This is a genomic window from Brucella ciceri (assembly GCF_041930145.1).
Classification (GTDB): Bacteria; Pseudomonadota; Alphaproteobacteria; order Rhizobiales; family Rhizobiaceae; genus Brucella; species Brucella intermedia.
On the sequence record NZ_JBHEEV010000002.1, the window covers coordinates 329,437 to 354,991 of the forward strand.

Below are 25,555 nucleotides of genomic sequence, written 5' to 3' on the forward strand. Positions count from 1 at the left end.
TACGAGGCCCAGACTTTCGGGCATGGACAGACAGTCCAGGCGCCGCGGACCATAGTGAGCACGCGGCGCAGTGTAAAGGGTAAAGGCCCGTTTTTCCCGGTCAGTAAAGTCCGCCCGAACCTGAGTTGATAGCGCGGGTTGCCTGCGGCGACTGCGGCGCAACCGGAGAACCTTCGCGGAAGGAATCCATGCCAATGACCGAATAGCTGTCGGATGGTCCCGTGCCCGGCTTGAAAGCTTCCATGATCACATTCGGATCGCCCTGATTGGCACGCATACCGGTTTTCCGGTTGATAGCGATGACCGTCATGCCCTCAGGCACGCGGAAATCCACTTTCGGTGTTCCGGCCAGAGCCTGCTCCATGAAGGACTTGAACACAGGCGCTGCGAGACCGCCGCCCGTATTGCCGCGGCCAAGCGGTGTGGGCGTATCATAGCCCATGAACACGCCGACTACGAGATCGGGCGTGAAACCAACGAACCAGGCGTCCTTCTCATCGTTGGTCGTACCGGTCTTGCCAGCCATCGGGCGGTCGAGGCTCTTCAAAATCTGCGCCGTGCCGCGCTGAACGACGCCTTCCATCATCGAGGTGATCTGATAAGCGGTCATGGGATCTAGTACCTGATCACGATTATCGATCAGCGTCGGCTCGTCCTGATTGGCCCAATCCTGTGCATTGCAGCCTTCGCACTGGCGCGCATCGTGCTTGAACACGGTCTTGCCGTAGCGATCCTGAATGCGGTCGATCATCGACGGCGTTATGCTCTGGCCGCCATTCGCCATGATGGAATAGGCCGTCACCATGCGCAGAACGGTCGTTTCACCGGCACCAAGCGCCATGGAGAGAACGGGCAGCATCTTGTCGTAGATGCCAAAGCGTTCCGCATATTCAGCGACGAGCTTCATGCCCATGTCCTGCGCGAGACGCACGGTCATGACGTTACGCGACTGTTCGATACCGTAGCGTAGCGTGGACGGGCCCGAGAACTTGCCCGAATAGTTCTTCGGTGCCCAGACGCCCAGCGTACCGCCCTGATTGACTTCCAGCGGGCCGTCCAGAACCACGGAAGCCGGCGTATAGCCATTATCGAGGGCCGCAGCGTAGACGAACGGCTTGAACGACGAACCGGGCTGGCGATAGGCCTGCGTTGCGCGGTTGAACTCCGATTCCGCGTAGGAAAAGCCGCCGACCATGGCCAGAACACGGCCTGTGTGCGGGTCCATGGCAACGAGCGCACCTTCAAGCTTCGGCGGCTGTTGGAGACGGAAGCGGGATTCGCCGGACTTGGAGACATAGATAATGTCGCCCGCTTTCAGCACGCCTTCCGGTGATTTGGCGCTGGTGCGCTTGCCACCGATATTCACGATGCGCATCGCCCACTTCATATCATCGGCCGCGATGAATGCGCGCTTGCGCTCCTTGCTGCGCGAGCCCGATGCCTCAAGCGGCGGCTGCAGACCGATATCTGCGCCAGCGGCGGAAACATTGAGCACGATCGCAAGCTGCCACTCGGGCACATCCGTATAGGACTGCATGTCACCAAATGCCGTACCCCAGTCGTTGCCGAGTTCGACATTCTTCATGGGGCCACGCCAGCCGCGAGCTTCGTCATAACGCAGCAGCGCAGCCTGCAAGGACTTGCGCGCCTCGACCTGAAGGGTCGGGTTCAGCGTGGTGCGAACGGAAAGGCCACCTTCGTAAAGCGCATCGACACCATATTTCTGGATGATCTGGCGGCGAACTTCTTCTGTGAAATATTCCGAGGCAAACACGTAATGGGCGTCCGAACGTTCCTTCACGCCCAGCGGCTGCTTTTTGGCTTCGGTGGCTTCTTCCGCGGTGATGTAGCCGTTTTCGCTCATCCGGTCGATGACCCAGTTGCGGCGCTCGATAGCGCGCTCTGGCTGGCGGAAGGGGTGATAATTGTTCGGGCCCTTCGGCAAGGCGGCAAGATATGCGCTTTCGGCGATGGAAAGTTCGCCGACCGATTTGTCGAAATAAGTCAGAGCCGCGCTGGCAATACCGTAGGAACCAAGACCGAAGAAGATTTCGTTGAGGTAAAGCTCGAGAATACGGTCCTTGGAATAGGCCTGCTCGATGCGCATCGCGAGAATGGCTTCCTTGATCTTGCGATCATAGGTCTGCTTCGACGTCAGGAGGAAGTTCTTTGCAACCTGCTGCGTGATTGTGGACGCGCCTACCGGACGGCGACCTGACCCCATATTCTTGACGTTCGTCAACATGGCGCGGGCAAGGCCTGCGAAATCAAGACCATGATGCTCATAGAAGGTCTTGTCTTCAGCCGAAACGAAAGCGGCCTTCACGCGGTTCGGCACCGCCTGAATGGGAATATAAAGACGGCGCTCACGGGCAAACTCCGCCATGAGGCTACCATCCGAGGCATGAACGCGCGTCATTACAGGCGGCTCGTATTTTGCGAGCACCTCGTAATCTGGCAGATCCTTCGTGAGACTTCCGACGTAAAGGGCGACGCCACCTGCCACGAGGAGCATCAGCACCGTTCCGATCCCGAAGAAATATCCGATAAGCCTTACCATAAATGCGGAATCCTGCCTTCAGATTATTCACATGATAAGGGTCAAAGCACGAACAGCCAACCCTTTAACCCAATTATGCCATGAGGCAATCACTGGCTTAGTGACCAGCAAATGAGTCAAAGGCAAGATGGTTTACGTGTTTTTACCAATTTAACGCTGCTGCTTTCGCCTGCATGACGAAAATCCGTTAAACTGTTGCAAGCCTGCATCTTATAAGATGTAGCGCATTTAAGAGACATCGCCACAGTTCTCCACATTTCAGGGTCCCTACCCTTTGCTGAGGCTTGCGGGATGTTTCAGCGCTTCAAACGCCTTGATCGCAATCGCAAGCCTGTCCGCGAGCTTCTTGCGCCACTCGGGGTTGCTGATAAGCTTTTCGTCCTCGGCATTGGACAAATATCCGATTTCGATCAGCACTGATGGCACGTCCGGCGCGCGCAGTACCTGAAAACCGGCAAAGCGATGCGGATTGTTGATGAGGTTCACCTGCCCTTGCAGGGAGTGAATCACCTTTTCGGCAAAGCTCAGCGAAAATGTGTGCGTTTCACGCCTGGTCAGGTCGAGAAGAATGTCGGTAACCTCGGGCTGCTCCTCGGGCGCCGCACCGGCAAGGGTATCCGACTTGTTTTCCCGCTCAGCCATGGCGCGCGCTACAGAGTCCGATGCCTTGTCGGAAATCGTATAAACCGTCGCGCCGCGAATATCGTGCTGGTTGATTGTATCGGCATGGATGGAGATGAACAAATCCGCTTCATGCTGGCGGGCGATCCTCACCCTTTCGGAAAGCCGCAGAAAAGTGTCGTCCTCGCGCGTCATGAGAACCTTGATGTTCTTGTCCTGCGCCAGACGATCTCTGAGTTCCTTCCCGAACGCGAGTGTCAGGTCTTTTTCCTTGATGCCGCTAAGGCTCTCCGCGCCACTGTCAATTCCACCGTGGCCGGGGTCGATCATGATCGTGAACGGGCGAGCCGTCCCATTCTGCGACGCGGCCTGGACCGGCTTTTCATCGCGATCGGTGGAGCTGGTTATTTCCTTGCGGCCCTGCAACTCATCCGCAAATTCCCGGTCCGAGGTCGCAACGATGTCGGCCACAAGGCGATAGCCTGATGCGCTTTCGTTTTTCAGAACGCGCAAATCCTCAACCTTGAACGGACCGCGGAGTGTCAGGATGAGGCGCGAACGCCCCTTGCCCACGAGGCCGTAGCGAACGCGAGACACGAGCCCCCGGGGCTCCAGACTCTTTTCATCGAAACCGAAGCGTGTTTCAGGCAGATCGACGACAAGCCGATGCGGATTGTCGAGAAGCAGGGTCGACAGCTTGGGTTCCCTGTCGAACATGACGACGATGCGCGTCCGCAAATCGTCGCCCGCCATCCGGAAAGTCAGCGCAGCCAGCGGCGAAGTCACGCGATCGGCCGCATAGACGGAGGCGGACTGGACCAGCAGAACCGACAAAAGGGCCAACAACGCCAGAAGGCATCGCAAATTCAGCAATCGTGTCATCGCGTTTTCAGCGCTTCGAAAATGCATCGGCTGCCACAATCAGGAACATCATTTGGATGACTGGTATCAATAATCGCGATACCGGCACGTTTGTCCTGCACCCTCTCGCTCGAATACCCATTGAAACACTCGTACAGAACTACAGTTAATGAAGGATTTCCAGCCGTATTTCGACCTTGAATCGGGCCTATACTCAGCTTTCGGCGAAATTGCGATGCGAAAGTCAAATGATATTCGCACTTGTCATCGTTCAAACGACGCCATAAAAGCTATGGAAGGTTTTGGGTGAACTATCAGAATCGTTTGCCGGTTCTCTAAACAAACCGCAAGGAATGGTAGCGAAAACAGCGGCATATTCATTCGTCGCCCCCAATAACCGGCACAGAATTCAGCGGAGATGTGGCTCCCCCGCCCTCCGTTTCCATCGGCCGACTGCGCATCTTTACGTGCTGTCGCCAACGCTCGAAAAGAGCAAAGAGGTCGGCCCGGCTTTCCCGGGTCATATATGAGGTCGTTTCGTTCGGAACAGCTATGGGTCAAGCAAGACTGACCATTGCGAGCCTGAAGACCGTGATCGCCACGAGGCCATCGCGCGCGGAGGCAGCAGCTTTTGTTCCGACGAACCCAGAACCATCCGGCAGATGCAACGCAATGAGCACGACAGCCCGCAGGGTTTCGTCCGGCGCACGCGTTTTGCGTCTTCGCGCCGGCAGGAAAGACAATAATGTCCAACAAAATGCTTATAGATGCCTCCCACCCGGAGGAGACCCGGGTCATCGTTACTCGGGGCAACAAGATTGAAGAATTCGACTTCGAGTCGGAACATAAGAAGCAGCTGAAAGGCAATATCTACCTCGCACGCGTAACCCGCGTCGAACCTTCGCTTCAGGCTGCGTTCGTGGAATATGGCGGCAACCGTCATGGCTTCCTCGCATTTTCGGAAATTCATCCCGACTACTACCAGATCCCGGTAGCTGATCGCCTTGCGTTGCTTGAGGCCGAAGCCAAAGCCGCACGTGCGGAAGACGACGAAGACGAGCCGCGCGCCAAGAGTGAGCGGAGCGAGCGGAATGATCGGAATGACAGGTCTCGCCGTAACCGGCGTCGCGGACGCCGTGACGGCCAAAACGGTGACGCGCAGGCCAATGCGTCCGACAACGGATTGCCGGCGGCTGAGCCGGTTGGTCCGGCATTTGAAAATTACGTGCCCGGCACACCGGTCATGGCCCTCTCGCAAAAAAGCGATGTGATCTCAGAAGCCCTCGATAACGGCGACGAAGATGATATCGAACATGAAGAGGACATGGTCGAATCCGTTGGTTCGGAAGACGCGCTTGAAGAGCTTCCGACGCATGCGCGCACCAATCGCCGCCAGTACAATATTCAGGAAGTGATCAAGCGTCGCCAGATTCTTCTGGTTCAGGTCGTCAAGGAAGAGCGCGGCAACAAGGGCGCGGCTCTCACCACCTATCTCTCGCTTGCCGGACGCTATTCGGTTCTGATGCCGAACACCGCGCGCGGCGGCGGCATTTCGCGCAAGATCACCAACCCTCAGGACCGCAAGCGCCTCAAGGAGATCGTAAAGGAACTCGAAGTGCCGCAGGGCATGGGTGTGATCCTGCGCACGGCTGGTGCAAACCGGACCAAGGCCGAAGTCAAGCGCGACTACGAATATCTGATGCGTCTTTGGGAAAATGTGCGCACGCTGACGCTGCAATCGACGGCGCCTGCCCTCGTCTATGAGGAAGGCAGCCTGATCAAGCGTTCGATCCGTGACCTTTACAACAAGGACATTTCGGAAATCCTCGTTTCCGGCGAAAACGGCTACCGCGAGGCCAAAGACTTCATGCGCATGCTCATGCCGAGCCATGCCAAGGTCGTCCAGCCTTACCGTGAGCAGGTGCCAATCTTCACACGCAACGGCGTGGAAGCCCAGCTCGACCGCATGCTGCTGCCGCAGGTCACGCTCAAATCGGGCGGCTACCTGATCATCAACCAGACGGAAGCGCTGGTTGCCATCGACGTCAACTCGGGTCGCTCGACAAGAGAGCATTCCATCGAGGACACGGCGCTCCAGACCAATCTGGAAGCTGCCGAAGAGGTTGCGCGCCAGCTGCGCCTGCGCGACCTTGCCGGCCTGATCGTCGTCGACTTCATCGACATGGAAGAAAAGCGCAACAATCGCGCTGTCGAAAAGAAGATGAAGGACTGCCTGAAGGATGATCGCGCCCGCATTCAGGTGGGCCGCATCTCGCATTTCGGCCTTCTGGAAATGTCGCGCCAGCGTATCCGTGCATCCGTGCTCGAAAGCACGATGCAAGTCTGCCCGCATTGCGGCGGCACCGGCCATATCCGCTCGGATTCCTCCATGGCGCTGCACATCATTCGCGGCATCGAGGATTATCTGCTGCGTCATTCCGGTTTCGACATTCACGTCCGCACACCGGCTTCGTCGGCGCTTTATGTCCTCAACCACAAGCGACAGCTTCTGGCTGATCTGGAAGGACGCTTTGGTGTAGCGATCAGCATTGACGCCGATGAGAGCGTCGGCCACCAGCATTTCGTCATCGACAAGGGTGCGCCGTCCACACGGCCTATCACCCAGCCGCCGGTGCAGCCGATGGCCTATATCGAGGACGATATCGAAGATCCGGAAATCCCGGTCGATGAGGACGAAGCGGAAGAAGAAACGAAGGCTGATGTTCAGGCTTCTGAAGAGCGCGGTGAAGAAGGTGACCGCAAGCGCCGTCGTCGTCGCCGTCGTCGCGGCGGTCGTGATCGCGAGGGCCAGGAGCAGTCCGCGAAGTCCGATTCCGTCTCTGAAGAATCGTCTGACGAAGACGATGATGCAGATGAGTCTCAGCAGACATCTTCCAATGCTTCCTTGAGCGAGGAAGATCGTCGCAAGAAGCGCCGCCGCGGTCGCCGGGGCGGTCGCAAGAATCGTCGCGACGATGAACCGCGTGCGCGCAAGGTTCCTGATCCCGAGTTTGTCGGTTACACGCCGGTCCTGCCGGTAAAGATCGAGGAAACAGTAGTCGAAGAAATAGCAGCCGTAGCGGTCGAACCAGCTGCAGAAGCCGTGGAAACGCCTGCTCCAGCGGTAGAACCGGTGGCCGAAGAGAAGCCAGCCAAGCCTGCACGCAAGCCCCGCGCCCGCAAGTCTGCCAAGACTGAAGATGCGGCTGAAGAGGTTGTTGTAGCCGAGGCAGAGGAAAAGCCTGCGAAGCCCGCCCGCAAAACCCGCACTCGCAAGAAGGCGGTCGAAGAGACTCCTGCCGAACCGGTAGCGGTTGAAGCCAACGACGAACCCGAAGCAGAAGCGGAAAAGCCCAAGCGGCGTACCCGCCGAGCAGCGGCAAAGCCAGCGGCCGAAGTCGAAGACACCGTAGCGGTTGAAGCTGACGTGGCGACGATTGCCGAACCGGAGAAGAACGCGGAACCTGTTGTGACCTCAAGCGAAAGCGAAGAGCAGAAGCCCAAGCGCGCCGGCTGGTGGCAGAAGAAGGGCTTCTTCTGAGAACCGCTTCAGGATTGAAATGAAAAAACCGGCGGAAACGCCGGTTTTTCTTTGCTTTAGAGCGGTTCCTGCTCTGACAGAGTCGCCGGAACCGCTTTAACTATTTGTTTTATCGCATTATCCAACGCATCGAAGCGAGTTAAGAAATCAGTCCAGTGAACTGATTTCCCCGCGTAGACGTTTCACACTTTTGCTGGAAATGCTCCAGAAGCTTGGTTTTCCAAGGCCCGAGCCGGGGTTCAGGCCCTCTGCTGTGGCAACCAGTCTTCAAGCCGGCGAACAGCCTCTTCCATTTCCTCGATCTTGCCCGCATAGGAAAAGCGCATCGTCCGATGGCCGTCCAGCGGGTCGAAATCGCGTCCCGGTGTTGCTGCAATATTGATTTCGGCGATCATCCGGCGGGCAAATTCCATACTGTCGTTGGTGAAACGCGATACATCGCAATAAGCATAAAAGGCCCCATCCATCGGCGCAGCAAGGCTGAGGCCGATACGTGGGAGATGATCCAGCAGGATCAGCCGGTTCTGGCGATAGCGATCCTTCACCCGTTCAAGTTCCGCCGTTGCATGGAAGGCTTCGATGGCGGCGCGCTGCGAAAGCTCCGGCGCGGAGATATAAAGGCTCTGGCTCAGCCGCTCGATGGCGCGCGTATCGCTTTCGGGCAAAACCATCCAGCCGATACGCCAGCCGGTCATGCAGTAATATTTGGAGAACGAGTTGATGACGGTCACATCGTTGGAAATCTCCAACGCGGTGACATCATCCGTCTCGTAGGAAAGCCGGTGATAGATTTCATCCGAGATCACCCGGATACCCAGATCGCGAGCCGTTTCGATGATCGCCTTGAGTTCCGGCTTGTCGATGACAGCGCCGGTAGGATTAGCCGGGCTTGCAAACAGAACGCCCTTCAAAGGTTTCTCGGCATGCGCCGCCGCAAGCGCTTCGGCGGTCAATGACGCCGAGGTTCCATTGCCAGTCGGTATTTCCACGACCTCAAGGCCAAGCGCCGTCAATATATTGCGGTAGGCGGGATAGCCAGGGCGTGTAATGGCAACCCGGTCGCCCGGATCGAAATAGACGACAAAGGCCAGATTGAAGGCAGCCGATGAGCCAGTGGTTACGGCAATGCGTTCCGGCGAGACCGAAATCCCGTAGTGATCGGCATAATGCGCAGCAATCGCCTCCCGCAGTTCAATCAGCCCCAGAGCGTCCGTATAGCCGATGCGCCCGTCCTTCAAGGCGCGTTCGGCAGCTTGCCGGACGGCGGCAGGTGCGGGATCGGCTGGCTGGCCTACCGCCATGGAAATGATCGGATGCCCGGCTGCACGACGGCGGTTGGCCTCTGCCAGAACGTCCATGGCGTGAAAGGGCTCAACTGCGCTGCGGCTGGAAAGAGTGACCACCATTACTTCCAAAAAATTGCGAATGTCGCTTTCTGAACCCGCCGTATAATCGCCGGATTGCTAAAGCAACAGCACCTTTCGAGAAAATACGACCAAATAGATTATCCCAACCTCCGCCTATCGGTGATTGAAAGCAAAGGCTATAAGATTCGCGCCGGTTTGAAGAAGGAAGAGCAGCACGATGGGGATGATGACTTCACCTTTCCCAGCCAGAAGATTTTCTTTCCATAGGATGGTCAGACGTTCGGTCGCTGTAATGGCCGCGGCGTCCATAGCCGTCACCAGTGCCCTGCCCGCATTCGCGCAGTCGCGCGGGGGTGGCGTTCCCATCGTTCGAGACGCGGAAATCGAGGCCCTTGTTGCCGATTATGCCGCGCCGATCCTCAAGGCGGCCGGACTGGGCGGCCGCGGCGTTCGCGTCATCCTGGTCAATTCGCCGAGTTTCAATGCCTTCGTTGATGGACGCCGTATTTTCATCAACACAGGCGCAATCATGCAGGCGGAAACACCCAATGAAATCATCGGTGTGATCGCGCACGAATCGGGCCACTTGGCCGGCGGCCATCAGGAGCGCCTGCGCGAACAATTGAGCCGGGCTCGCAATATGGCGATCATCGGCATGCTGCTGGGCGTTGGCGCGGGTGTGGCCGGTGCCGCAAGCGGTAGCGGCAACGCGGCAGGCGCCGGCGCGGGCATCGCAATGGGTTCGGGCGAAATGGCCATGCGCAGTGTGCTCAACTATCAGCGCACCGAGGAAATGACCGCCGATCGCCTCGCCGTGAACTATCTTAATGCCACCGGGCAATCCACCAAGGGAATGCTCGATACTTTCGAGCGCTTTGCATCGGCCTTGTCGCTTACCGGCACACAGATCGATCAGTACCGCATCAGCCACCCATTGCCGCGTGAGCGCATTGCCAATCTGGAAGAGCTTGCGAGAAAGAGCCCCTATTTCAACAAAGCCGATTCACCGGCCCTGCAGTTGCGTCACGATATGGCGCGCGCGAAGATCGCCGCTTATTCGGGCAATATGGGCGCCCTTCAACGCATGTTCCGCAATAATCCCGGCGGCCTCCCTGCCCGTTATGGCAATGCCATCACGACATTCCTGAACGGCTCGGCCCGCGCCGCACTGCCCAAGTTCGACGCCTTGGTCAAGGAGCAGCCGAAGAGCCCATATTTCCAGGAAATGCGCGGCGAAGTCCTGCTGAAAGCAAACGATGCTTCGGGAGCGGCAAAGGCTTTCCAGAAGGCCGTTTCGCTCGATCCGCGTAAATCGCCGCTGTTGCGCATGAGCTATGGGCGCGCCCTTATGCTCACCGGCGCCAAGGCGAACATGCCAACGGCGATCAAGGAGATCAAGGCCGGCATCGCATCCGATCCGGAGTTTCCGGGCGGCTATGCCTATCTCGCACAGGCATACGGCCAGCAAGGCGACATGGCGCTCGCAGACCTCGCCACAGCCGACATGAACTATTATTCTGGCAAGCTTCAGCAGGCCCAGATATTCGCCATCCGCGCGCAAAAGCAGATGAAGCCCCGCTCTCCGGAGTGGCTTCGTGCGCAGGACATCATCAATGCCAAGAAAAGCAAGTAAGGCGACAATTTACGCCTGACGCCGATATTCAAGACAGATTGGAATTTGGAATGAAGAACGCAGTTTCCATAACAGTTGCCAGTGGCATTGCGGGCATTGCCGCCCTTGCATTGGGTTATTACGCGGGAACCGCCCGGCAAGCTCCGGCGCCCGCCCCCGTGGAAACCCCTGCCGCGGCGCCTGTGGTGATGAACCAGCAGGCCATCGAGAACGTCGTGCGCAATTATCTGATCCAGAATCCGGAACTGATGCTGGAAGTGCAAAGTGCGCTTGAAACCAAGCAGGCACGTGCAGCCCAGGAACAGATCAAGCAGGTATTGGCCGCCAATCGCAGCTCCCTTTACGATCCGAAGCATGATGCGGTCTTCGGTAATCCGGACGGCGACGTGACTGTTTACGAGTTCTTCGACTACAATTGCGGTTACTGCAAGCGGGCCCTGCCCGACATGGAAGCGATCCTGAAAACCGACAAGAATGTGCGGTTCGTCATGAAGGAATTTCCAATCCTCGGACCGGATTCCGCCAAGGCGCATGTCGTGGCACAGGCGTTCAGAGCGTTGATGCCGGAAAAATATGCTGAGTTCCACGAAGTACTGTTGGGCGCGCAAGAGCGCGCTACGGAAGAATCCGCCATCGCCGATGCCGTGAAACTGGGAGCCGATGAAACACAGCTGCGCGAAAAAATGAAGGACCCGGCCATTACCGGCGCATTCCAGCAGACCTATCAGTTGGCTCAGCAGCTGAACATCACCGGCACGCCATCCTACATCATCGGCGATGAACTGGTTCCCGGCGCGATCGGCGTGGATGGGCTGGTCGAGAGAATCGCCGCAGCGCGCGCCGGCGCGAAAAACTAGGCAGCGGGTTCGCGGCTTGACGGATCACATTTGTGAAACAGTTTAAGCTGCGGCATTCGACAGCTGTATCAGATGAAGAGAATTACCGTGTTGCCTGCCTTATTTTGCAAAGAATAGCGGGAAAAACCGGTTCGGCAAAACATCTGCAATGATTTAGAGGGTTTCGGCTTGCGTCCAAGCCCTCTATATGGAATGCGAAGTATACCGAAATTTCGTGGTAGTGCGTTATCAGTCGCGGACGGATATGGCAAAAACGGTTTTTGTTTTGAACGGCCCCAATCTCAACCTTCTCGGCAAACGAGAACCGGGGATATACGGTGTTGCAACGCTCGAGGATATCGAAGCGAGTTGCAAGCGTGAGGCTGAACAGCTCGGACTTGATGTCGATTTCCGTCAGTCCAATTACGAAGGCGATCTGGTGACCTGGATTCAGGAAGCGGGCGATAAAGACGCCTATGTCCTCATCAATCCGGCCGCCTATAGCCACACTTCGGTTGCTATTCATGATGCGATCCGCTCGGCCAAGGTAAAGGCTGTGGAAGTGCATCTTTCGAACATACATGCGCGTGAGGCTTTCCGGCATCACTCCTATGTATCCGCAGTCGCCAAAGGCGTTATTTGCGGCTTTGGCGCGGAAGGATACCTGCTCGGTCTGCGCGCGCTTGCGGCAATTGCCAAAGAAGAAGAAAACAACGGGCAAAGCGTTAAAGGGGCCTGATATGTCCAGCAAAAACTCCGTCATCGACAAGGAAACCATCCGCGACCTGGCGGATATCCTCAATGAAACCGACCTGACCGACATTGAAGTCGAGCACGGCGACCTGCGTATCCGCGTTTCACGCAAGGTTACGGTTCAGGCCGCAGCGACTGTTATGCCTGCCGCAGCGCCTGTTGCAGCCGCTCCTGCGCCGGTTGCAGCCGCCGCCGAACCGACAAAGGCCGATCTGTCGAAGAACGCCGTTCCGTCACCGATGGTTGGCACCGCTTATCTCGCTCCCGCTCCGGGCGCCCGCAACTTCATCGAGGTTGGCGCGCAGGTGAAGGAAGGCCAGACGCTCCTCATCATCGAAGCCATGAAGACGATGAACCAGATTCCGGCCCCGCGCGCCGGCACTGTGAAGGCCATCCTCATCGAAGACGCTCAGCCGGTTGAATTCGGTGAGCCGCTCGTCGTAATCGAATAAGATAGCAGATTACGGCTTATTCAATGAACGGGCAGCAAAGCGCAATGTTTCAAAAGATACTCATAGCCAATCGTGGCGAAATCGCTCTTCGCGTGCTCAGGGCTTGCAAGGAACTGGGCATCAAGACCGTCGCCGTCCACTCCACGGCCGACGCCGACGCGATGCATGTGCGCCTGGCAGACGAAAGTGTGTGCATCGGCCCGCCGCCGTCGCGCGACAGCTATCTGAACATCCATCAGATTGTTGCTGCCTGCGAGATCACCGGCGCCGACGCAATCCATCCGGGTTACGGCTTCCTGTCGGAGAACGCCAAGTTTGCGGAAATCCTCGAAGCACACGGCATCACCTTCATTGGCCCCACCGCTTCGCATATCCGTATCATGGGCGACAAGATCGAAGCCAAGCGCACTGCAAAGCGCCTCGGCATTCCGGTCGTTCCGGGTTCCGATGGCGGTGTGACGGACGACGTGGAAGCTGCCCGCATCGCCAAGGAAATCGGCTATCCGGTCATCATCAAGGCTTCGGCCGGTGGTGGCGGACGCGGCATGAAGGTTGCCCGCAGCGAGGAAGATCTTTCCATCGCTCTTGCAACCGCCCGCTCCGAAGCCGGCGCAGCCTTCGGCGATGACGCAGTTTACATCGAGAAATATCTCGAAAAGCCGCGTCACATCGAAGTCCAGGTCATGGGTGACGGGGCTGGCAATGCCATCCATCTGGGCGAACGCGACTGCTCGCTGCAGCGCCGCCACCAAAAGGTCTGGGAAGAAGCCAACTCACCGGCGCTCAATGCCGAGGCACGCGACAAGATCGGCATGGTCTGCGCCAATGCCTGTGCGGAACTGGGCTATCGCGGTGCGGGAACAATCGAGTTCCTCTATGAAGACGGCGAATTCTATTTCATTGAAATGAACACGCGTCTCCAGGTGGAGCATCCGATCACGGAAGCCATCACCGGCATCGATCTTGTTCACGAACAGATTCGCGTTGCTGCCGGTCTCGGCCTGTCGGTAAAGCAGAAGGATATCCGCTTCTCCGGCCATGCAATCGAGTGCCGTATCAACGCGGAAGATCCGCTGACATTTGCGCCCTCGCCGGGCCTGATCACCCATTATCACACGCCGGGCGGCCTTGGCATCCGCGTGGATTCGGGCGTCTATTCCGGTTATCGCATTCCGCCATATTACGACAGCCTTATCGGCAAGCTCATCGTGCATGGTCGCAACCGCGTTGAATGCATGATGCGCCTGCGCCGTGCGCTGGATGAGTTCGTGGTGGATGGCGTGAAAACCACCCTGCCTCTCTTCCAGGACCTGATTGCCAATCAGGATATTGCCAACGGCGACTACGACATTCATTGGCTGGAAAAATATCTGGCCAAGAAAACCAAGAGCGAAAGCGCCTGACGAAAGTGACCGCAGGAGTGTCCCCGGACGACTATTCAATCGAACCGGAGCTGCTCCTGCGGGCCTACGCCACGGGAATATTTCCCATGGCCGAAGAAGCCGACGATCCGGAAGTCTTCTGGGTTCGTCCCGAGAGGCGCGGCGTTATCCCCCTCGATGGCTTCCATATTCCCAAAAGCCTCCAGAAAACGATCCGACAGGGCATTTTCGACATAAAGCTCGATAGCGATTTCGATGGCGTGATCGAAGGGTGCGCCAGCGGAACTGGTGAGCGCGCGCGCACTTGGATCAATGGTCCCATTCGCGAGGCCTACCGAAAACTGTTCGAGATCGGGCATTGCCACACGGTCGAAGCGTGGCATGACGGCAAGCTTGTCGGCGGACTTTACGGCGTCACGCTCGGACGCGCCTTTTTCGGCGAGAGCATGTTTACGCGCAAGCGGGATGCGTCCAAGGTCTGCCTGGCCTATCTGGTCCAGCATCTGGTCAGCCGAGGCTTCGTTCTTCTCGACACACAGTTCACCACGCCGCATCTTGAGAGATTCGGCGCCGTGGAAGTTCCAAGGAAGAAATATGAGAAACTGCTGGAAACGGCGCTCGACGGAATAGCGCGTTTCTAGCACCGCCTACGGCTTGCAGAGAATGATGCGCAACAAAAGGCTGGTTTATTTGCGCTGATCCGGCGGCGGCACTTCCGACTTCTGCTTGCAGTCCTTCAGCCAGACGTCATAGATCGGGTGCTCGACAGCATTGAGGCCGGGGCTGTCGGCAAACATCCAGCCGGTGAAGATACGGCGTATTTTCCGATCCAGCGTGATCTCATCGACCTGAACGAAGCCGTCCGTGCGTGGCGCTTCACTCTCCGTACGCGAATAACAGACTTTCGGCGTCACCTGGAGCGCGCCGAACTGAACGGTCTCATTGATGTACACATCAAAGGTCGTGATGCGGCCTGTGATTTTGTCGAGACCCGAGAACTCCGCAACCGGATTGGTAATGCGTTCGGCCATCGCTGCCTGAAAGCAGCTGGCAGTCGCCATGAACGAGATCAGGGCAAGCTGAACAGCCCTTTTGATCGAGTTTTTTCCGTTGCCGGGAGATTGCTTCGTCAAAACGGAGATCCGCATCCAAAGGGTTAAATTAAGCTGGAACAATTCCTAAGCATGAATTGTGACGATTCGTTGCCCTGTCGCAAGCCGCAATGCAGCCCCGGAGCGTGAAGCAAACCATCTATCCTCAAGCCTTTTCGCGATGGCGTCAAAAGGCGGACATAAGAAATCCGGCGCGGATTAACGCGCCGGACAAGAACCGAAACAGATTATCAGTTGCCCGGCGTCCAGGCATCATACTCGCCGGTCACACGCGGACGTTCCGCAGGCTCCGCACCCGGACGGGCAATGGCGCCCTTCGGACGATAAGCCAGCGGAGAACCGGTGAGGTTCTGCAGATGCGGCTTCTGCCATTCGCGCGGACGATAGTCTTCCTTGGACGGCGGCGTATCGACCCGATGATGCATCCAGCCGTGCCAGCCGGGAGGAATAGCGCTTGCTTCCGCATAGCCATTGAAGATTACCCAGCGGCGCGTGCGGCCTTCGGAATCCTTGCCGCCCTGATAATAGATATTGCCGAACTCGTCCTCACCGACGCGCTCGCCCTTGCGCCACGTATGAAACCGCGTGCCGAGCGTCTGACCGTTCCACCAGGTGAAAACTTGCGTAATAAATTTCTTCATGACCTATTCCAGATCCATCATTGCCACGGGTGATCGGAACCACCGGGTTTTCTTGCTTATGGCCCTATCGTCCGGCCATGGCAAGGGTCAAGTTGCCGCTGTCACAAGAGTATGAAGAGCCAAAGCGCTGCGCGCTCCAGGCTTTTATATTTCCGCATGTCCTGATCCCCAAAACGTTCCCGCTTTCGAGAGACACGCTTTACATGCTCCAGCCTTCGAGTGACTTTTCCATCACCAGCACAGGTTCCTTGCAATTGGGATCGCCCCAATCTTCATTACGGCCGACCTTGCTGTAGCCCTTGCGCTCATAGAAATTCACCGCTTTGGTGTTTCTCTCGATCACTTCGAGCTTCATCGTCCGGACGCCGGGAAAAGCCATCTCGATTTCAGCGAGAAGCATCGTCCCGATACCCTGAACCTGAGCATCGGGGCGAACATACAGCTGATGCAGCGAAGCCTTGCCTTCTTCCGACTGACTGGCAAAAGCCATTCCGTCGATGCCACCATTGCCGTTATCGGCAACAATGAACTCTGAGTAAGGCTTCTTGAGATTGGCCTTCAGCACGGCGATGCTGTGCCACTGGGCGGTAACGGCATTCACCATTTCCCGCCCGAGAAGATCATCGAAGGTCGCGTGCCAGGTCGATACGAGCAGTTCGTTTACTGCCTTGAGATCGGCTTCTGTCGCGCTCCTGACCCACATTACTCTTCGATCCCGAGCTTGGCCTTGACCAGTTCGTTGACTGATTGCGGGTTGGCCTTGCCGCCCGTTGCCTTCATGACCTGACCGACGAACCAGCCAGCCAGTGTCGGCTTGGCTTTCGCCTGCTCGACCTTCTCCGGGTTGGCGGCGATAACGTCGTCGACGGCCTTTTCGATGGCGCCGGTATCCGTGACCTGCTTCATGCCGCGTTCTTCAACGAGCTTCTTCGGGTCTCCGCCTTCATTCCAGACGATCTCGAAAAGGTCCTTCGCGATCTTGCCGGAAATCGTGCCTTCCTTGATGAGATCAATGATCGCGCCGAGCTGATCAGGAGTAATCGGCGATTCCTCGATGTCCTTACCTGCCCGGTTCAGCGCGCCAAGAAGATCGTTGATGACCCAGTTTGCAGCAGCCTTCCCGTCGCGACCGGCAGCAACTGCTTCATAGTAGTCAGCAATCGCCTTCTCGGTCACGAGGATGGAGGCGTCGTAAACGGAAATGCCCTGTGTTTCCACGAGGCGCTGCTTCTTGACGTCCGGCAATTCCGGCAGTTCTGCGGCCAACGCGTCGACGAAGGCCTGATCGAACTCGAGCGGCAGCAGATCGGGATCGGGGAAATAACGGTAATCATGCGCTTCTTCCTTGGAGCGCATCGAACGTGTTTCACCCTTAACCGGATCGAACAGGCGTGTTTCCTGATCGATGGAACCGCCATCCTCAAGAATCGCTATCTGGCGGCGCGCTTCATACTCGATGGCCTGGCCGACGAAACGGATCGAGTTGACGTTCTTGATTTCGCAGCGCGTGCCGAATTCGCCACCGGGACGACGAACGGAAACGTTCACGTCGGCGCGCATCGAGCCTTCGTCCATGTTGCCGTCGCAGGTGCCAAGATAACGGACAATCGTGCGCAGCTTGGTGAGATAGGCGCGCGCTTCATCCGACGAGCGCAGGTCCGGCTTCGACACGATTTCCATCAGCGCCACGCCTGAACGGTTCAGGTCGACATAGGACATGGTCGGATGCTGGTCGTGCATGGACTTGCCCGCATCCTGCTCCAGATGCAGGCGCTCGATGCCGATTTCCACGTCTTCGAACTGGCCCTTATTGTCCGGGCCGACCGAAATCATGATCTTGCCCTCGCCGACGATCGGCTGCTTGAACTGCGAAATCTGATAGCCCTGCGGCAGATCTGGATAGAAATAGTTCTTGCGGTCGAAAACCGACTTCAGATTGATCTGGGCATTGAGCCCGATGCCCGTGCGAACCGCTTGCTTGACGCATTCCAGATTGATGACCGGCAACATGCCCGGCATGGCCGCATCAACCAGAGAAACATTGGAATTAGGCTCCGCACCAAACGAAGTGGAGGCCCCGGAAAACAGCTTGGATTCTGACGTGACCTGCGCATGGACTTCCATGCCGATGACGACTTCCCAGTCGCCCGTGGCGCCGGAAATGAAGCGTTTCGGTTCTGGCGTGCGCGTATCAATAAGGGTCATAGTAACTCGTCTATCTCTTCCTGTGCGACGCAATGCGCAGCAAAAATTCTATCTGACTTTGGCTAAAACAAACGGCGAAGACTGGCAAGCCTTCTCTGCCCTTCAGCGTGATTTGCTCAAGCTTTCGTTTGCAGCTTCGCAGCCGGGACTTCGCTAAAACCTAGACGCCTGTAAAGTTTTTCGGCGCCAGAAGGGTTATTCCGCTCCACTTTCAAACTAACCGTTGTCTGACTGCGGCGGAAGAAAAGGCGAAGCACATGAACCAAAAGCGCTTCCCCCAAACCTTCCCGCCGCCTGCCTGGATCGACAACCAGATCCTTTATGAAAGCACTATTCCAGCACTGCACAAATGCGACAGACCGATGGGACTGATCGAGAACCAGAACGGCCAGCTCGGGATCGTACTCGCTATCGGTTATCAGCCCATTGTACCAGTTGTCGAAACCGGCAACCGAACCGCCACCACCGGCATAGGCACGAACCAGCAAATCATGGGTGGCGCGTGCATACTCGTGAGAGAACGCGGCTATGCTGACATTAGCTGGCCATGCAGGTTGGCATGGCTCTTCGTGCATCGTCAGTTCCAGATGGAGATATGGCAGCCCATTCATGTCACACCCTCGACCGCGAATTGCACTCGAAATGAAAAGGCCGCGCAGTGCGCGGCCTTTCATATAATTCAAACCAGGAAGAATTAAGCCTCTTCGGACTTGTCTTCGTCGGCCTTCTTCTTCGGAGTGGCCTTCTTCTTCGCGGCAGCCTTCTTGGCAGGCTTTGCTTCCGAAGCTGCATCTTCGTCTTCAGCCGTCAGCTCTTCCTTCGAAACCTTCTTGTCGGTCACGCTGATGTTGGCGAGCAGATGGTCGACCACCTTTTCTTCGAAGATCGGGGCGCGCAGGTTGGCAACGGCATCCGGCGTCTTGCGCAGGAATTCGTAGATTTCCTTTTCCTGGCCCGGATAGCGACGAACCTGGTCGTAAACAGCGCGCTGCAGTTCTTCTTCCGTTACTTCCACGCCTGCCTTCTCGCCGATTTCGGAGAGAACGAGGCCAAGACGAACGCGACGTTCAGCAAGCTTGCGATATTCTTCGCGAGCGGCTTCTTCGGTGGTTTCTTCGTCTTCGAACGTGCGGCCAGCCTGCTGCAGGTCGAAATTGATCTGCTGCCAGATGTTGTTGAACTCAGCGTCAACAAGCTTCTGCGGCGTTTCGAACTGGTAGTCGCCGTCCAGTGCGTCGAGGATCTGACGCTTTACCTTCTGGCGGGTGATCTGGCCGTACTGGCTTTCGATCTGTTCGCGAACAACCTGACGCAGACGCTCAAGCGATTCGATGCCGAGCTTCTTTGCGGTTTCGTCATCAAGAACGAGTTCGTTCGGCTTGGCAACTTCCTTGACCTTGATGTCAAAGGTAGCTTCCTTGCCGGCCAGGTGAGCGGCGCCGTATTCAGCCGGGAACGTAACGTTGATGACCTTCTCGTCGCCAGCCTTGAGGCCAACGAGCTGCTCTTCGAAGCCCGGAATGAACTGGCCGGAACCGAGAACAAGCTGTGCGTCGTTGTCGGCGCCGCCTTCGAACGGCTCGCCGTCGAGCTTGCCGAGGTAATCGATGGTAACGCGATCTTCGTTTTCTGCCTTGCCCTTCTTGGTTTCGAAGGTGCGGGTCGAAGAAGCGATGCGCTTGACCTGCTCGTCGACTTCCTCATCGGAAATATCGACGACTTCACGGGTAACGGCGATCTTGGAGAAGTCCTTGACTTCGATTGCCGGCAGAACTTCGTAGTTCAGCGAGAAAACGAAATCGGCCTTGCCGTCGAGAACCTTTTCGGCCTCTTTTTCGTCTTCCGACATGATGACTTCAGGCTGGGTAGCCGACTTTTCGTTACGGTCAGCGAGAATCGAGCGCGACGAATCGTTGAGGATTTCGTTGACGATCTCGGCCATGAAGGACTTGCCGTACATCTTGCGCAGATGACCTGCAGGAACCTTGCCCGGACGGAAGCCGTTGATCTTGGCGCGACCGCGCGCAGTTTCGAGCCGCTCCGAGAGCTTGGCTTCGAGGTCCTTGGCCGGAACCACGACTTTGATCTCGCGCTTCAGCCCTTCATTGAGCGTTTCGGTAACCTGCATGTTCAAACCTTCACTTCTTGTCATTGTCCCGCCGTCACCGGCATTCTTGCCTTGTCGCGGGAGAGAAATTCTTTTGCCTTATGGCAGTTGGTGCGGATGGAGGGACTCGAACCCCCACGGTCTCCCGCCAGAACCTAAATCTGGTGCGTCTACCAATTTCGCCACATCCGCTTCTGAACCGAAGCGCATTCCTCAGAACACACCATCATTCGTCTCAGATATTGAACCGCCCCTCGAAAGCGCGCGTCTCTATATCATCCAATTTTCCCGGTTCAAAGGAAAAAAGCCACCTTCCCCGTAGAGAATTACCGGGTTCGATCTGGCTGCCCTTTTCCGCCTCTATATAGCGATCCTGTAACATCAGCCAACCCTTTTCAAAAAGGAGGTGCCGTCAGGGTCAATATAGCGGCTCCTGATAGAGCTGCCTTCCATCGTCTTGCAGGGCTTTGATGACCGGCGCGCCTTTCGGATCGACGGCAACGACAGCGGTGATGCGACGCTCTCGCTGGCTGTCCTCGATCGCCCGTCCCTGCCCTTCAGGTACATAATATCGTTCGATGCCGAAATTGAGACGAACATTCGATTGCGGATCATCGGATATGGAATAGGCGGCTTCGCCGCGAATCTGCACTTCGTCCGCAGCAAGGTCCGAAAGAGGAGCGAAAGAAGCGCGTGACAATCGCGCTATGCCGTTGGCGTCGGGCTTTACCGCCACATAGACGGCTCGCGAACCGGCGAAAGGCGTACCGCCGATCTCCTTTCGCGCGAGGCTGGAAATCTCGTAGCCAAGAACGACATAATCACCACGCATCAGATCACGCGGGTCGAAAGGCTCCGTCTGGAGCGTCACTTCCGCGCCGGAGCGCAGGATCGAGGCGCGCTTTTCAATGGCAGCATAAAGAATGCCCGTTTGCAGCAATGCGGTTATGGCCGCACCCACATAGAGCCATCTGAACCGGGTGGTCATGGATGCACCTCCACGCTGCTTTTCCTTCCGAAACGGTTCTCCATGCGCCGCACGAATGCCGCCAGCAGCAGGACCAGAATGCCCGCAGTCAGGAAGAAGCCGGAGGTGCCGATCATCGTGCCGACCGTTTCGAAAGCCAGATAGAGAACCTGGATCGAAAACGCGGCATAGGCGATGGAGCGCAACCCGCCATTATTCCGCCCTGCTACGGCAATCGCTCCGATCGCGAGCGCCAGAATGAAGATGCTATATACTATATCCCGGTCCAGACCTGCGGAGATGCTGGAATAGGAGAACATCTGGTTGAGCTGAAGCGTGACGAGCGACAGCAGCGCCAGAAGCAGGCCATAGGCCGCGAGCGGATGAGCGAAGCGGGTCAGTCTCTGCATTGTTGCATGGACAAAACCGTCGGCCAGTATGAGGCCTATACCCACGATCAGCATAAGCACCAGCACGGTATTGCTTTCGCGCTCGGCATAGATGAGCAAAGACCAGCCTATGGAGAACATCGCCCACAGGTGCGCCGCATCCCGCGAGCGCGTGAATAACGCCGCAGCGGCACCGAACGCCAATAGCAGCGGCCCGACCCAGCGATAGGTCAAGTCATCATAAGATGACGTGTCGAACACATATGTCGAAAGATAGAAGCAGGCGACGCCTGCCCCAAATGCAGCCAGCACCGGGGCGCGCAGAAGAAAGGCCGAAATCAGGACACCGACAGACCAGTAGATTGCCGCGGAATGGATGTCGCCGGACAAATGATACATTTGCCCTACAAGCGCCAGCCCCGCTCCGAAGGATGCAGCGCCCACAATATAACATACTGGCGGAAACAGCTTGTCACCCCGCGCTTGCCGCCACGCACCACCGAGATAGCTTGCCCATATAAGAACGAATATGAGGCTGATGCGCATAAGACGCGGCATTTCCTGCCAGTTGGCGGCGACGAGCATGATAACGGCTGCCCCAAGAAGCAGCCCGCCAAGGGTGGCCAGAACGGAACCGAGACTGAAGACCGAAGCTCGCTTTTCAAGGTCGGCATTCAGTTTCGATGCAGTCTCCGCATCGATCAGGCCGTCCCGCTGCCATCGCTCTATCAGGCGTTCAACAGAAATGGAAAATGACAAATTAGCTCCTGCTCATTCCGTCAGTTGTTGCTGCCGCAACCGTAAGCGGTTGAGAACATATAGGAAACCGCGCAGCCGGCAAAGAGTGGATCAAATCGCTTTGCGGCAATTTTGTGCCCTGCCACTCTAATCGATTTAGGGTGACGTGCAGAGCCCGCAAGGCAGCTATGCAAAGTCGGGTCTGCAACCTGCGAAAACAATAGCTTATATCATGGGCAACAAACGAGATGAATTGAACAGAACTCCAGTTCCTCAACGATGAAGGAATAGCACGATGAACCTGCTTCGCTCTTACAACAACTGGCGCCGTTACCGCGACACCGTCAATGAACTCAGCCAGCTCTCCACCCGTGAGCTGAACGATCTTGGCATCTCCCGCGCGGACATTCCGTTCGTGGCTCGCCAGACCAAGGCTCGCTAATTCAACGAGCCTCATAATTTTCCCGATAGGGATTTCTCCAAGTCTGGCTCCTCCTCCCACCAGACTTGGTTCATCGCCAAACCATCCTCCTCCCAGGTTTGGCGATAACAAGACCGGTTCTCCTCCTCCCAACACCGGTCTTACCATAATGGCATCCGTCGCTCCTCCTCCCGCGACGGATGCCATTTCTTTTTGCGGCTCGTTTCCCGTCCTAGCCAGCCTTCTCCATTGAAGGCGCCCTGCAAAGGCGATATGGGAATGGCCATGTCAAACACATCCGATCTTACTCCCGTTCACGTCGTCGGCGGCGGCCTTGCCGGTTCTGAAGCTGCATGGCAGCTCGCGCAGGCGGGCGTGCCCGTCATACTGCACGAAATGCGCCCGGTGCGTGGCACCGATGCCCACAAGACCGAGCAGCTTGCCGAACTGGTCTGTTCCAATTCATTCCGCTCGGATGATGCTGAAACCAATGCCGTCGGCGTTCTTCATGCCGAGATGCGCCTCGCCGGTTCGCTCATCATGGCTTGCGCCGATGCACATCAGGTTCCGGCTGGCGGTGCGCTGGCCGTCGACCGCGAAGGCTTTTCGCAAGCCGTCACGGCCAGGCTTGAAGCCCATCCGCTGATTACCATTGTTCGGGAAGAAGTCACCGGCCTGCCTCCGGCGGAATGGGGCACGACCATCGTTGCCACCGGCCCCCTGACCGCGCCTTCACTGGCGGAGGCCATTCAGGCGCAAACCGGCGCGGATGCTCTGGCCTTCTTCGATGCCATTGCGCCGATCATCCATTTTGATTCGATCAATATGGATGTGTGCTGGTTTCAGTCCCGCTATGACAAGGTTGGCCCCGGCGGCACCGGAAAGGACTATATCAACTGCCCCATGGACAAGGAGCAGTATGAAGCCTTCGTCGCCGCACTGGTTGAAGGCGACAAGACCGACTTCAAGGAGTGGGAAGGCACACCCTATTTCGATGGCTGCCTGCCGATCGAGGTCATGGCCGAACGCGGGCCGGAAACCTTGCGCCACGGCCCGATGAAGCCGATGGGCCTGACCAATGCGCATAATCCCACGGTTAAGCCCTATGCTGTCGTGCAGCTTCGCCAGGACAATGCGCTCGGCACGCTCTACAACATGGTCGGCTTCCAGACGAAGCTGAAATATGGCTCTCAGACCGGCATCTTCAAAATGATTCCGGGTCTGGAAAATGCGGAATTTGCGCGTCTCGGCGGCCTTCACCGCAACACTTATCTGAATTCTCCCGTGCTGCTCGACGCTACGCTTCGCCTGAAATCACGCGAGACACTGCGCTTTGCCGGTCAGGTTACGGGCTGCGAAGGCTATGTGGAATCGTCAGCGATCGGCTTGCTGGCAGGCCGTTTCACTGCTGCGGAAAAGCTTGGACAGACACTGACGCCGCCTCCGGGAACCACCGCATTCGGTGCCCTGCTCGGGCATATTACGGGCGGACATATCGTGGCGGATGACGAACCCGGTAAACGTTCGTTCCAGCCGATGAATGTCAATTTCGGCCTGTTCCCGCCTGTCGATGTTCCCAAGCCTGAAGGCAAGCGCCTGCGCGGCAAGGAGAAGACAATTGCCAAGAAGCGTGCGCTTTCCGCGCGTGCTCTGGCTGATTGTAGGCAATGGCTTGGGTTGGCCGAGTGATATTGCGATGGGCTTCAGTTCGAATGGACTGAAGCCTCTCCTTTTTGAATGCTTAGAAACTGGCTCTGAACATCAGCCATTGTTTCCGAATAGCTGAAATGTCCGCCACTTTCTCCACAGCCTCGGTGCCAAGACGCTCGATTGCTCGCAGATAGGCCGGGACAAGCGCCAAAGGCAAAAACGCCGGAGCAAGGCTCTTCGGCAGTTGCGACTTGTTTTTCTCGAAAATCGCCAGATGCTCCCGCGCGAAGGCCAGCATGATGCTGATGACGCGTCCGGTGGCCGCTTTGTCTTCACCGGCGAGGAAGACCTCGCGGGTCACACCCACCGCCTGCAACATATCCGCCGGGACATAGAGTTGCCCACGTCGCCGATGAATGGGCATGAGACGAAGCAAACCGGTCACGGCCTGCGCGACGCCGGCATGGCCGGTTGTCTCAGTCTGTGCCTGCGCGGCATCCCGGTCCAGTATAAAACCGGCCAGCTGGATGATCGCCGAAGCGGTTTCCCCGCAATAACCTTCCAGATCGTTGCGGCTCGGCATCGGATCGTCATAAAGATCAAAGATGCGTGCTTCGCAGTAATTGTCGAAGGCTGCTCGCGGCAATTCATATTTGTCGATTGTTCCGATCAAGGCTGCGGCAACGGGATGCGCTTCTGCGCTGCCCCTCGCCTCGCCCTTGATCAGATCACGCCACCATTGCAGGCGCACCTCACCCGGCAACGGTTCGTGGACCAGTTCGCGAATACGCGCGATTTCGGCATTGAACGCGTATAGTGCAGCCAGACCGCCGCGACGGTCTTCTGGCGCGTAAAGTACCGAAAGGTAGCGATCCCGGTCAGCTTCGCGAAGCAGTGCCAGGCAATGTGCCTCGTTCTCGTTCATGGTATCAATCTACAGCAATCAGCGCCGCCGCAACCGCACGATCTTCGGCCAGAAGCACATTATAGGTGCGAACGGCAGCGCCGGTGCTCATGGGATCGGAAGAAATGCGATGGTCGCGCAAGATGGCGCGAACGTCTTCAGGAATCCGGCGCAGATCCATGCCCGTGCCTACCAGCAGGATTTCAATATCGGATGCCTGTTCCAGGATCATTTCCAGATCGGCTTTAGCCAGCAAGGGCGGCGTGGCAGGTTCCCAGCCGTGAATTCCCGAGGGGAGACACAGGATCGATCCGCGATGCGACATTTCCGCAAAGCGAAAGCCCCCATTGCCATAGGCATCAATGGGCGCGCGGCCCGGAAAATGGGCCTCTCTTATCTCTATCCCATGGGCCAT

The 25,555-nt window shown here is 57.2% G+C and carries 23 protein-coding genes and 1 tRNA gene; 9 read left to right on the forward strand and 15 right to left on the reverse strand.

The window, feature by feature from the left end:
• Positions 1 to 100: 100 nt before the first annotated feature.
• From JNC63_RS04745 to JNC63_RS04755, 3 genes are all read right to left on the reverse strand, one after another.
• A complete protein-coding gene (locus JNC63_RS04745) occupies positions 101 to 2,560 on the reverse strand; it encodes a penicillin-binding protein 1A (RefSeq protein ID WP_006472133.1) in 2,460 nt (819 codons plus the stop codon).
• A 267-nt stretch (positions 2,561 to 2,827) separates the two neighbouring features.
• Entirely contained in the window at positions 2,828 to 4,063 is a 1,236-nt protein-coding gene (locus JNC63_RS04750; protein ID WP_006472132.1) for an N-acetylmuramoyl-L-alanine amidase, read from the reverse strand.
• Between the two features lie 536 nt (positions 4,064 to 4,599).
• Entirely contained in the window at positions 4,600 to 4,785 is a 186-nt protein-coding gene (locus tag JNC63_RS04755; protein ID WP_006472131.1) for a hypothetical protein, read from the reverse strand.
• Between the two features lie 2 nt (positions 4,786 to 4,787).
• On the opposite strand from JNC63_RS04755, the gene JNC63_RS04760 reads away from it, so the two are divergent.
• On the forward strand, positions 4,788 to 7,583 hold the full coding sequence (locus tag JNC63_RS04760; protein WP_006472130.1) for an Rne/Rng family ribonuclease: 2,796 nt from the start codon (positions 4,788 to 4,790) through the stop codon (positions 7,581 to 7,583).
• A gap of 239 nt (positions 7,584 to 7,822) precedes the next feature.
• Here the strand turns inward: JNC63_RS04760 and JNC63_RS04765 are convergent, their stop codons facing one another.
• A complete protein-coding gene (locus tag JNC63_RS04765; protein WP_006472129.1) occupies positions 7,823 to 8,986 on the reverse strand; it encodes a pyridoxal phosphate-dependent aminotransferase in 1,164 nt (387 codons plus the stop codon).
• Positions 8,987 to 9,167: 181 nt separating this feature from the next.
• Between JNC63_RS04765 and JNC63_RS04770 the strand changes: the two genes are divergently transcribed.
• From JNC63_RS04770 to aat, 6 genes are all read left to right on the forward strand, one after another.
• Positions 9,168 to 10,583: a M48 family metalloprotease gene (locus JNC63_RS04770; RefSeq protein WP_006472128.1), complete on the forward strand. Its 1,416-nt coding sequence runs from the start codon at positions 9,168 to 9,170 to the stop codon at positions 10,581 to 10,583.
• 50 nt (positions 10,584 to 10,633) lie between these two features.
• Positions 10,634 to 11,440: a DsbA family protein gene (locus JNC63_RS04775; protein ID WP_006472127.1), complete on the forward strand. Its 807-nt coding sequence runs from the start codon at positions 10,634 to 10,636 to the stop codon at positions 11,438 to 11,440.
• A 244-nt stretch (positions 11,441 to 11,684) separates the two neighbouring features.
• Positions 11,685 to 12,158 (forward strand): type II 3-dehydroquinate dehydratase, encoded by a 474-nt coding sequence (gene aroQ, locus JNC63_RS04780; protein ID WP_006472126.1) that lies wholly within the window; start codon positions 11,685 to 11,687, stop codon positions 12,156 to 12,158.
• A 1-nt stretch (position 12,159) separates the two neighbouring features.
• Positions 12,160 to 12,624, forward strand: coding sequence for an acetyl-CoA carboxylase biotin carboxyl carrier protein (accB, locus tag JNC63_RS04785; RefSeq protein WP_006466687.1), 465 nt, complete (start codon positions 12,160 to 12,162; stop codon positions 12,622 to 12,624).
• A gap of 44 nt (positions 12,625 to 12,668) precedes the next feature.
• Positions 12,669 to 14,027: an acetyl-CoA carboxylase biotin carboxylase subunit gene (accC, locus tag JNC63_RS04790; RefSeq protein WP_006472125.1), complete on the forward strand. Its 1,359-nt coding sequence runs from the start codon at positions 12,669 to 12,671 to the stop codon at positions 14,025 to 14,027.
• 50 nt (positions 14,028 to 14,077) lie between these two features.
• The gene (gene aat / locus JNC63_RS04795) at positions 14,078 to 14,647 is read left to right on the forward strand and encodes a leucyl/phenylalanyl-tRNA--protein transferase (RefSeq protein ID WP_025091429.1); all 570 of its coding nucleotides are present in this window, start codon (positions 14,078 to 14,080) and stop codon (positions 14,645 to 14,647) included.
• Positions 14,648 to 14,692: 45 nt separating this feature from the next.
• Here the strand turns inward: aat and JNC63_RS04800 are convergent, their stop codons facing one another.
• The 9 genes from JNC63_RS04800 to JNC63_RS04840 form a co-directional block, all read right to left on the reverse strand.
• Positions 14,693 to 15,154, reverse strand: coding sequence for a DUF2155 domain-containing protein (locus JNC63_RS04800; protein WP_006472123.1), 462 nt, complete (start codon positions 15,152 to 15,154; stop codon positions 14,693 to 14,695).
• A gap of 194 nt (positions 15,155 to 15,348) precedes the next feature.
• Positions 15,349 to 15,759 (reverse strand): NADH:ubiquinone oxidoreductase subunit NDUFA12, encoded by a 411-nt coding sequence (locus tag JNC63_RS04805; protein ID WP_006466683.1) that lies wholly within the window; start codon positions 15,757 to 15,759, stop codon positions 15,349 to 15,351.
• A 199-nt stretch (positions 15,760 to 15,958) separates the two neighbouring features.
• On the reverse strand, positions 15,959 to 16,462 hold the full coding sequence (locus tag JNC63_RS04810; RefSeq protein WP_006472122.1) for a GNAT family N-acetyltransferase: 504 nt from the start codon (positions 16,460 to 16,462) through the stop codon (positions 15,959 to 15,961).
• On the reverse strand, positions 16,462 to 17,964 hold the full coding sequence (gatB, locus tag JNC63_RS04815; RefSeq protein ID WP_006472121.1) for an Asp-tRNA(Asn)/Glu-tRNA(Gln) amidotransferase subunit GatB: 1,503 nt from the start codon (positions 17,962 to 17,964) through the stop codon (positions 16,462 to 16,464). Before gatB ends, JNC63_RS04810 begins: the two co-directional genes overlap by 1 nt.
• A gap of 116 nt (positions 17,965 to 18,080) precedes the next feature.
• Positions 18,081 to 18,575, reverse strand: coding sequence for a GNAT family N-acetyltransferase (locus JNC63_RS04820; protein ID WP_235693786.1), 495 nt, complete (start codon positions 18,573 to 18,575; stop codon positions 18,081 to 18,083).
• A gap of 83 nt (positions 18,576 to 18,658) precedes the next feature.
• Complete coding sequence (gene tig / locus JNC63_RS04825) at positions 18,659 to 20,092, reverse strand: trigger factor (RefSeq protein ID WP_265974232.1); 1,434 nt, start codon at positions 20,090 to 20,092, stop codon at positions 18,659 to 18,661.
• Between the two features lie 88 nt (positions 20,093 to 20,180).
• Positions 20,181 to 20,263 (reverse strand) — tRNA-Leu (locus JNC63_RS04830).
• Positions 20,264 to 20,489: 226 nt separating this feature from the next.
• Positions 20,490 to 21,059 (reverse strand): GDYXXLXY domain-containing protein, encoded by a 570-nt coding sequence (locus JNC63_RS04835; RefSeq protein ID WP_006472118.1) that lies wholly within the window; start codon positions 21,057 to 21,059, stop codon positions 20,490 to 20,492.
• Positions 21,056 to 22,186 carry a DUF2157 domain-containing protein gene (locus JNC63_RS04840; RefSeq protein WP_063882607.1) on the reverse strand — a complete coding sequence of 377 codons (1,131 nt, stop codon included), beginning with the start codon at positions 22,184 to 22,186 and terminating at the stop codon, positions 21,056 to 21,058. Before JNC63_RS04840 ends, JNC63_RS04835 begins: the two co-directional genes overlap by 4 nt.
• A gap of 274 nt (positions 22,187 to 22,460) precedes the next feature.
• Here JNC63_RS04840 and JNC63_RS04845 point away from each other — a divergent pair, with 274 nt between their 5' ends.
• Positions 22,461 to 22,607 carry a DUF1127 domain-containing protein gene (locus JNC63_RS04845; protein WP_006466676.1) on the forward strand — a complete coding sequence of 49 codons (147 nt, stop codon included), beginning with the start codon at positions 22,461 to 22,463 and terminating at the stop codon, positions 22,605 to 22,607.
• 264 nt (positions 22,608 to 22,871) lie between these two features.
• Entirely contained in the window at positions 22,872 to 24,275 is a 1,404-nt protein-coding gene (gene trmFO, locus JNC63_RS04850; protein WP_006472116.1) for a methylenetetrahydrofolate--tRNA-(uracil(54)-C(5))-methyltransferase (FADH(2)-oxidizing) TrmFO, read from the forward strand.
• Between the two features lie 52 nt (positions 24,276 to 24,327).
• On the opposite strand, the gene JNC63_RS04855 is transcribed toward trmFO, so the two are convergent.
• Positions 24,328 to 25,161 (reverse strand): phytoene/squalene synthase family protein, encoded by an 834-nt coding sequence (locus JNC63_RS04855; protein WP_063882609.1) that lies wholly within the window; start codon positions 25,159 to 25,161, stop codon positions 24,328 to 24,330.
• A 4-nt stretch (positions 25,162 to 25,165) separates the two neighbouring features.
• The gene (locus JNC63_RS04860; protein ID WP_006466673.1) at positions 25,166 to 25,555 is read right to left on the reverse strand and encodes an Mth938-like domain-containing protein; all 390 of its coding nucleotides are present in this window, start codon (positions 25,553 to 25,555) and stop codon (positions 25,166 to 25,168) included.

Excerpts from the sequence above, each read along its gene's own strand:
- JNC63_RS04800 (WP_006472123.1), bottom strand. The coding sequence starts at position 15,154 with ATGCGGATCTCCGTTTTGACGAAGCAATCTCCCGGCAACGGAAAAAAC.
- JNC63_RS04745 (WP_006472133.1), bottom strand. The coding sequence starts at position 2,560 with ATGGTAAGGCTTATCGGATATTTCTTCGGGATCGGAACGGTGCTGATG.
- accB (WP_006466687.1), top strand. The coding sequence starts at position 12,160 with ATGTCCAGCAAAAACTCCGTCATCGACAAGGAAACCATCCGCGACCTG.
- JNC63_RS04805 (WP_006466683.1), bottom strand. The coding sequence starts at position 15,759 with ATGAAGAAATTTATTACGCAAGTTTTCACCTGGTGGAACGGTCAGACG.
- gatB (WP_006472121.1), bottom strand. The coding sequence starts at position 17,964 with ATGACCCTTATTGATACGCGCACGCCAGAACCGAAACGCTTCATTTCC.
- JNC63_RS04835 (WP_006472118.1), bottom strand. The coding sequence starts at position 21,059 with ATGACCACCCGGTTCAGATGGCTCTATGTGGGTGCGGCCATAACCGCA.
- JNC63_RS04750 (WP_006472132.1), bottom strand. The coding sequence starts at position 4,063 with ATGACACGATTGCTGAATTTGCGATGCCTTCTGGCGTTGTTGGCCCTT.
- JNC63_RS04760 (WP_006472130.1), top strand. The coding sequence starts at position 4,788 with ATGTCCAACAAAATGCTTATAGATGCCTCCCACCCGGAGGAGACCCGG.
- JNC63_RS04845 (WP_006466676.1), top strand. The coding sequence starts at position 22,461 with ATGAACCTGCTTCGCTCTTACAACAACTGGCGCCGTTACCGCGACACC.
- JNC63_RS04820 (WP_235693786.1), bottom strand. The coding sequence starts at position 18,575 with ATGAATGGGCTGCCATATCTCCATCTGGAACTGACGATGCACGAAGAG.
- JNC63_RS04775 (WP_006472127.1), top strand. The coding sequence starts at position 10,634 with ATGAAGAACGCAGTTTCCATAACAGTTGCCAGTGGCATTGCGGGCATT.
- tig (WP_265974232.1), bottom strand. The coding sequence starts at position 20,092 with ATGCAGGTTACCGAAACGCTCAATGAAGGGCTGAAGCGCGAGATCAAA.
- JNC63_RS04810 (WP_006472122.1), bottom strand. The coding sequence starts at position 16,462 with ATGTGGGTCAGGAGCGCGACAGAAGCCGATCTCAAGGCAGTAAACGAA.
- JNC63_RS04855 (WP_063882609.1), bottom strand. The coding sequence starts at position 25,161 with ATGAACGAGAACGAGGCACATTGCCTGGCACTGCTTCGCGAAGCTGAC.
- JNC63_RS04860 (WP_006466673.1), bottom strand. The coding sequence starts at position 25,555 with ATGGCCCATGGGATAGAGATAAGAGAGGCCCATTTTCCGGGCCGCGCG.
- trmFO (WP_006472116.1), top strand. The coding sequence starts at position 22,872 with ATGTCAAACACATCCGATCTTACTCCCGTTCACGTCGTCGGCGGCGGC.
- accC (WP_006472125.1), top strand. The coding sequence starts at position 12,669 with ATGTTTCAAAAGATACTCATAGCCAATCGTGGCGAAATCGCTCTTCGC.
- JNC63_RS04770 (WP_006472128.1), top strand. The coding sequence starts at position 9,168 with ATGGGGATGATGACTTCACCTTTCCCAGCCAGAAGATTTTCTTTCCAT.
- aroQ (WP_006472126.1), top strand. The coding sequence starts at position 11,685 with ATGGCAAAAACGGTTTTTGTTTTGAACGGCCCCAATCTCAACCTTCTC.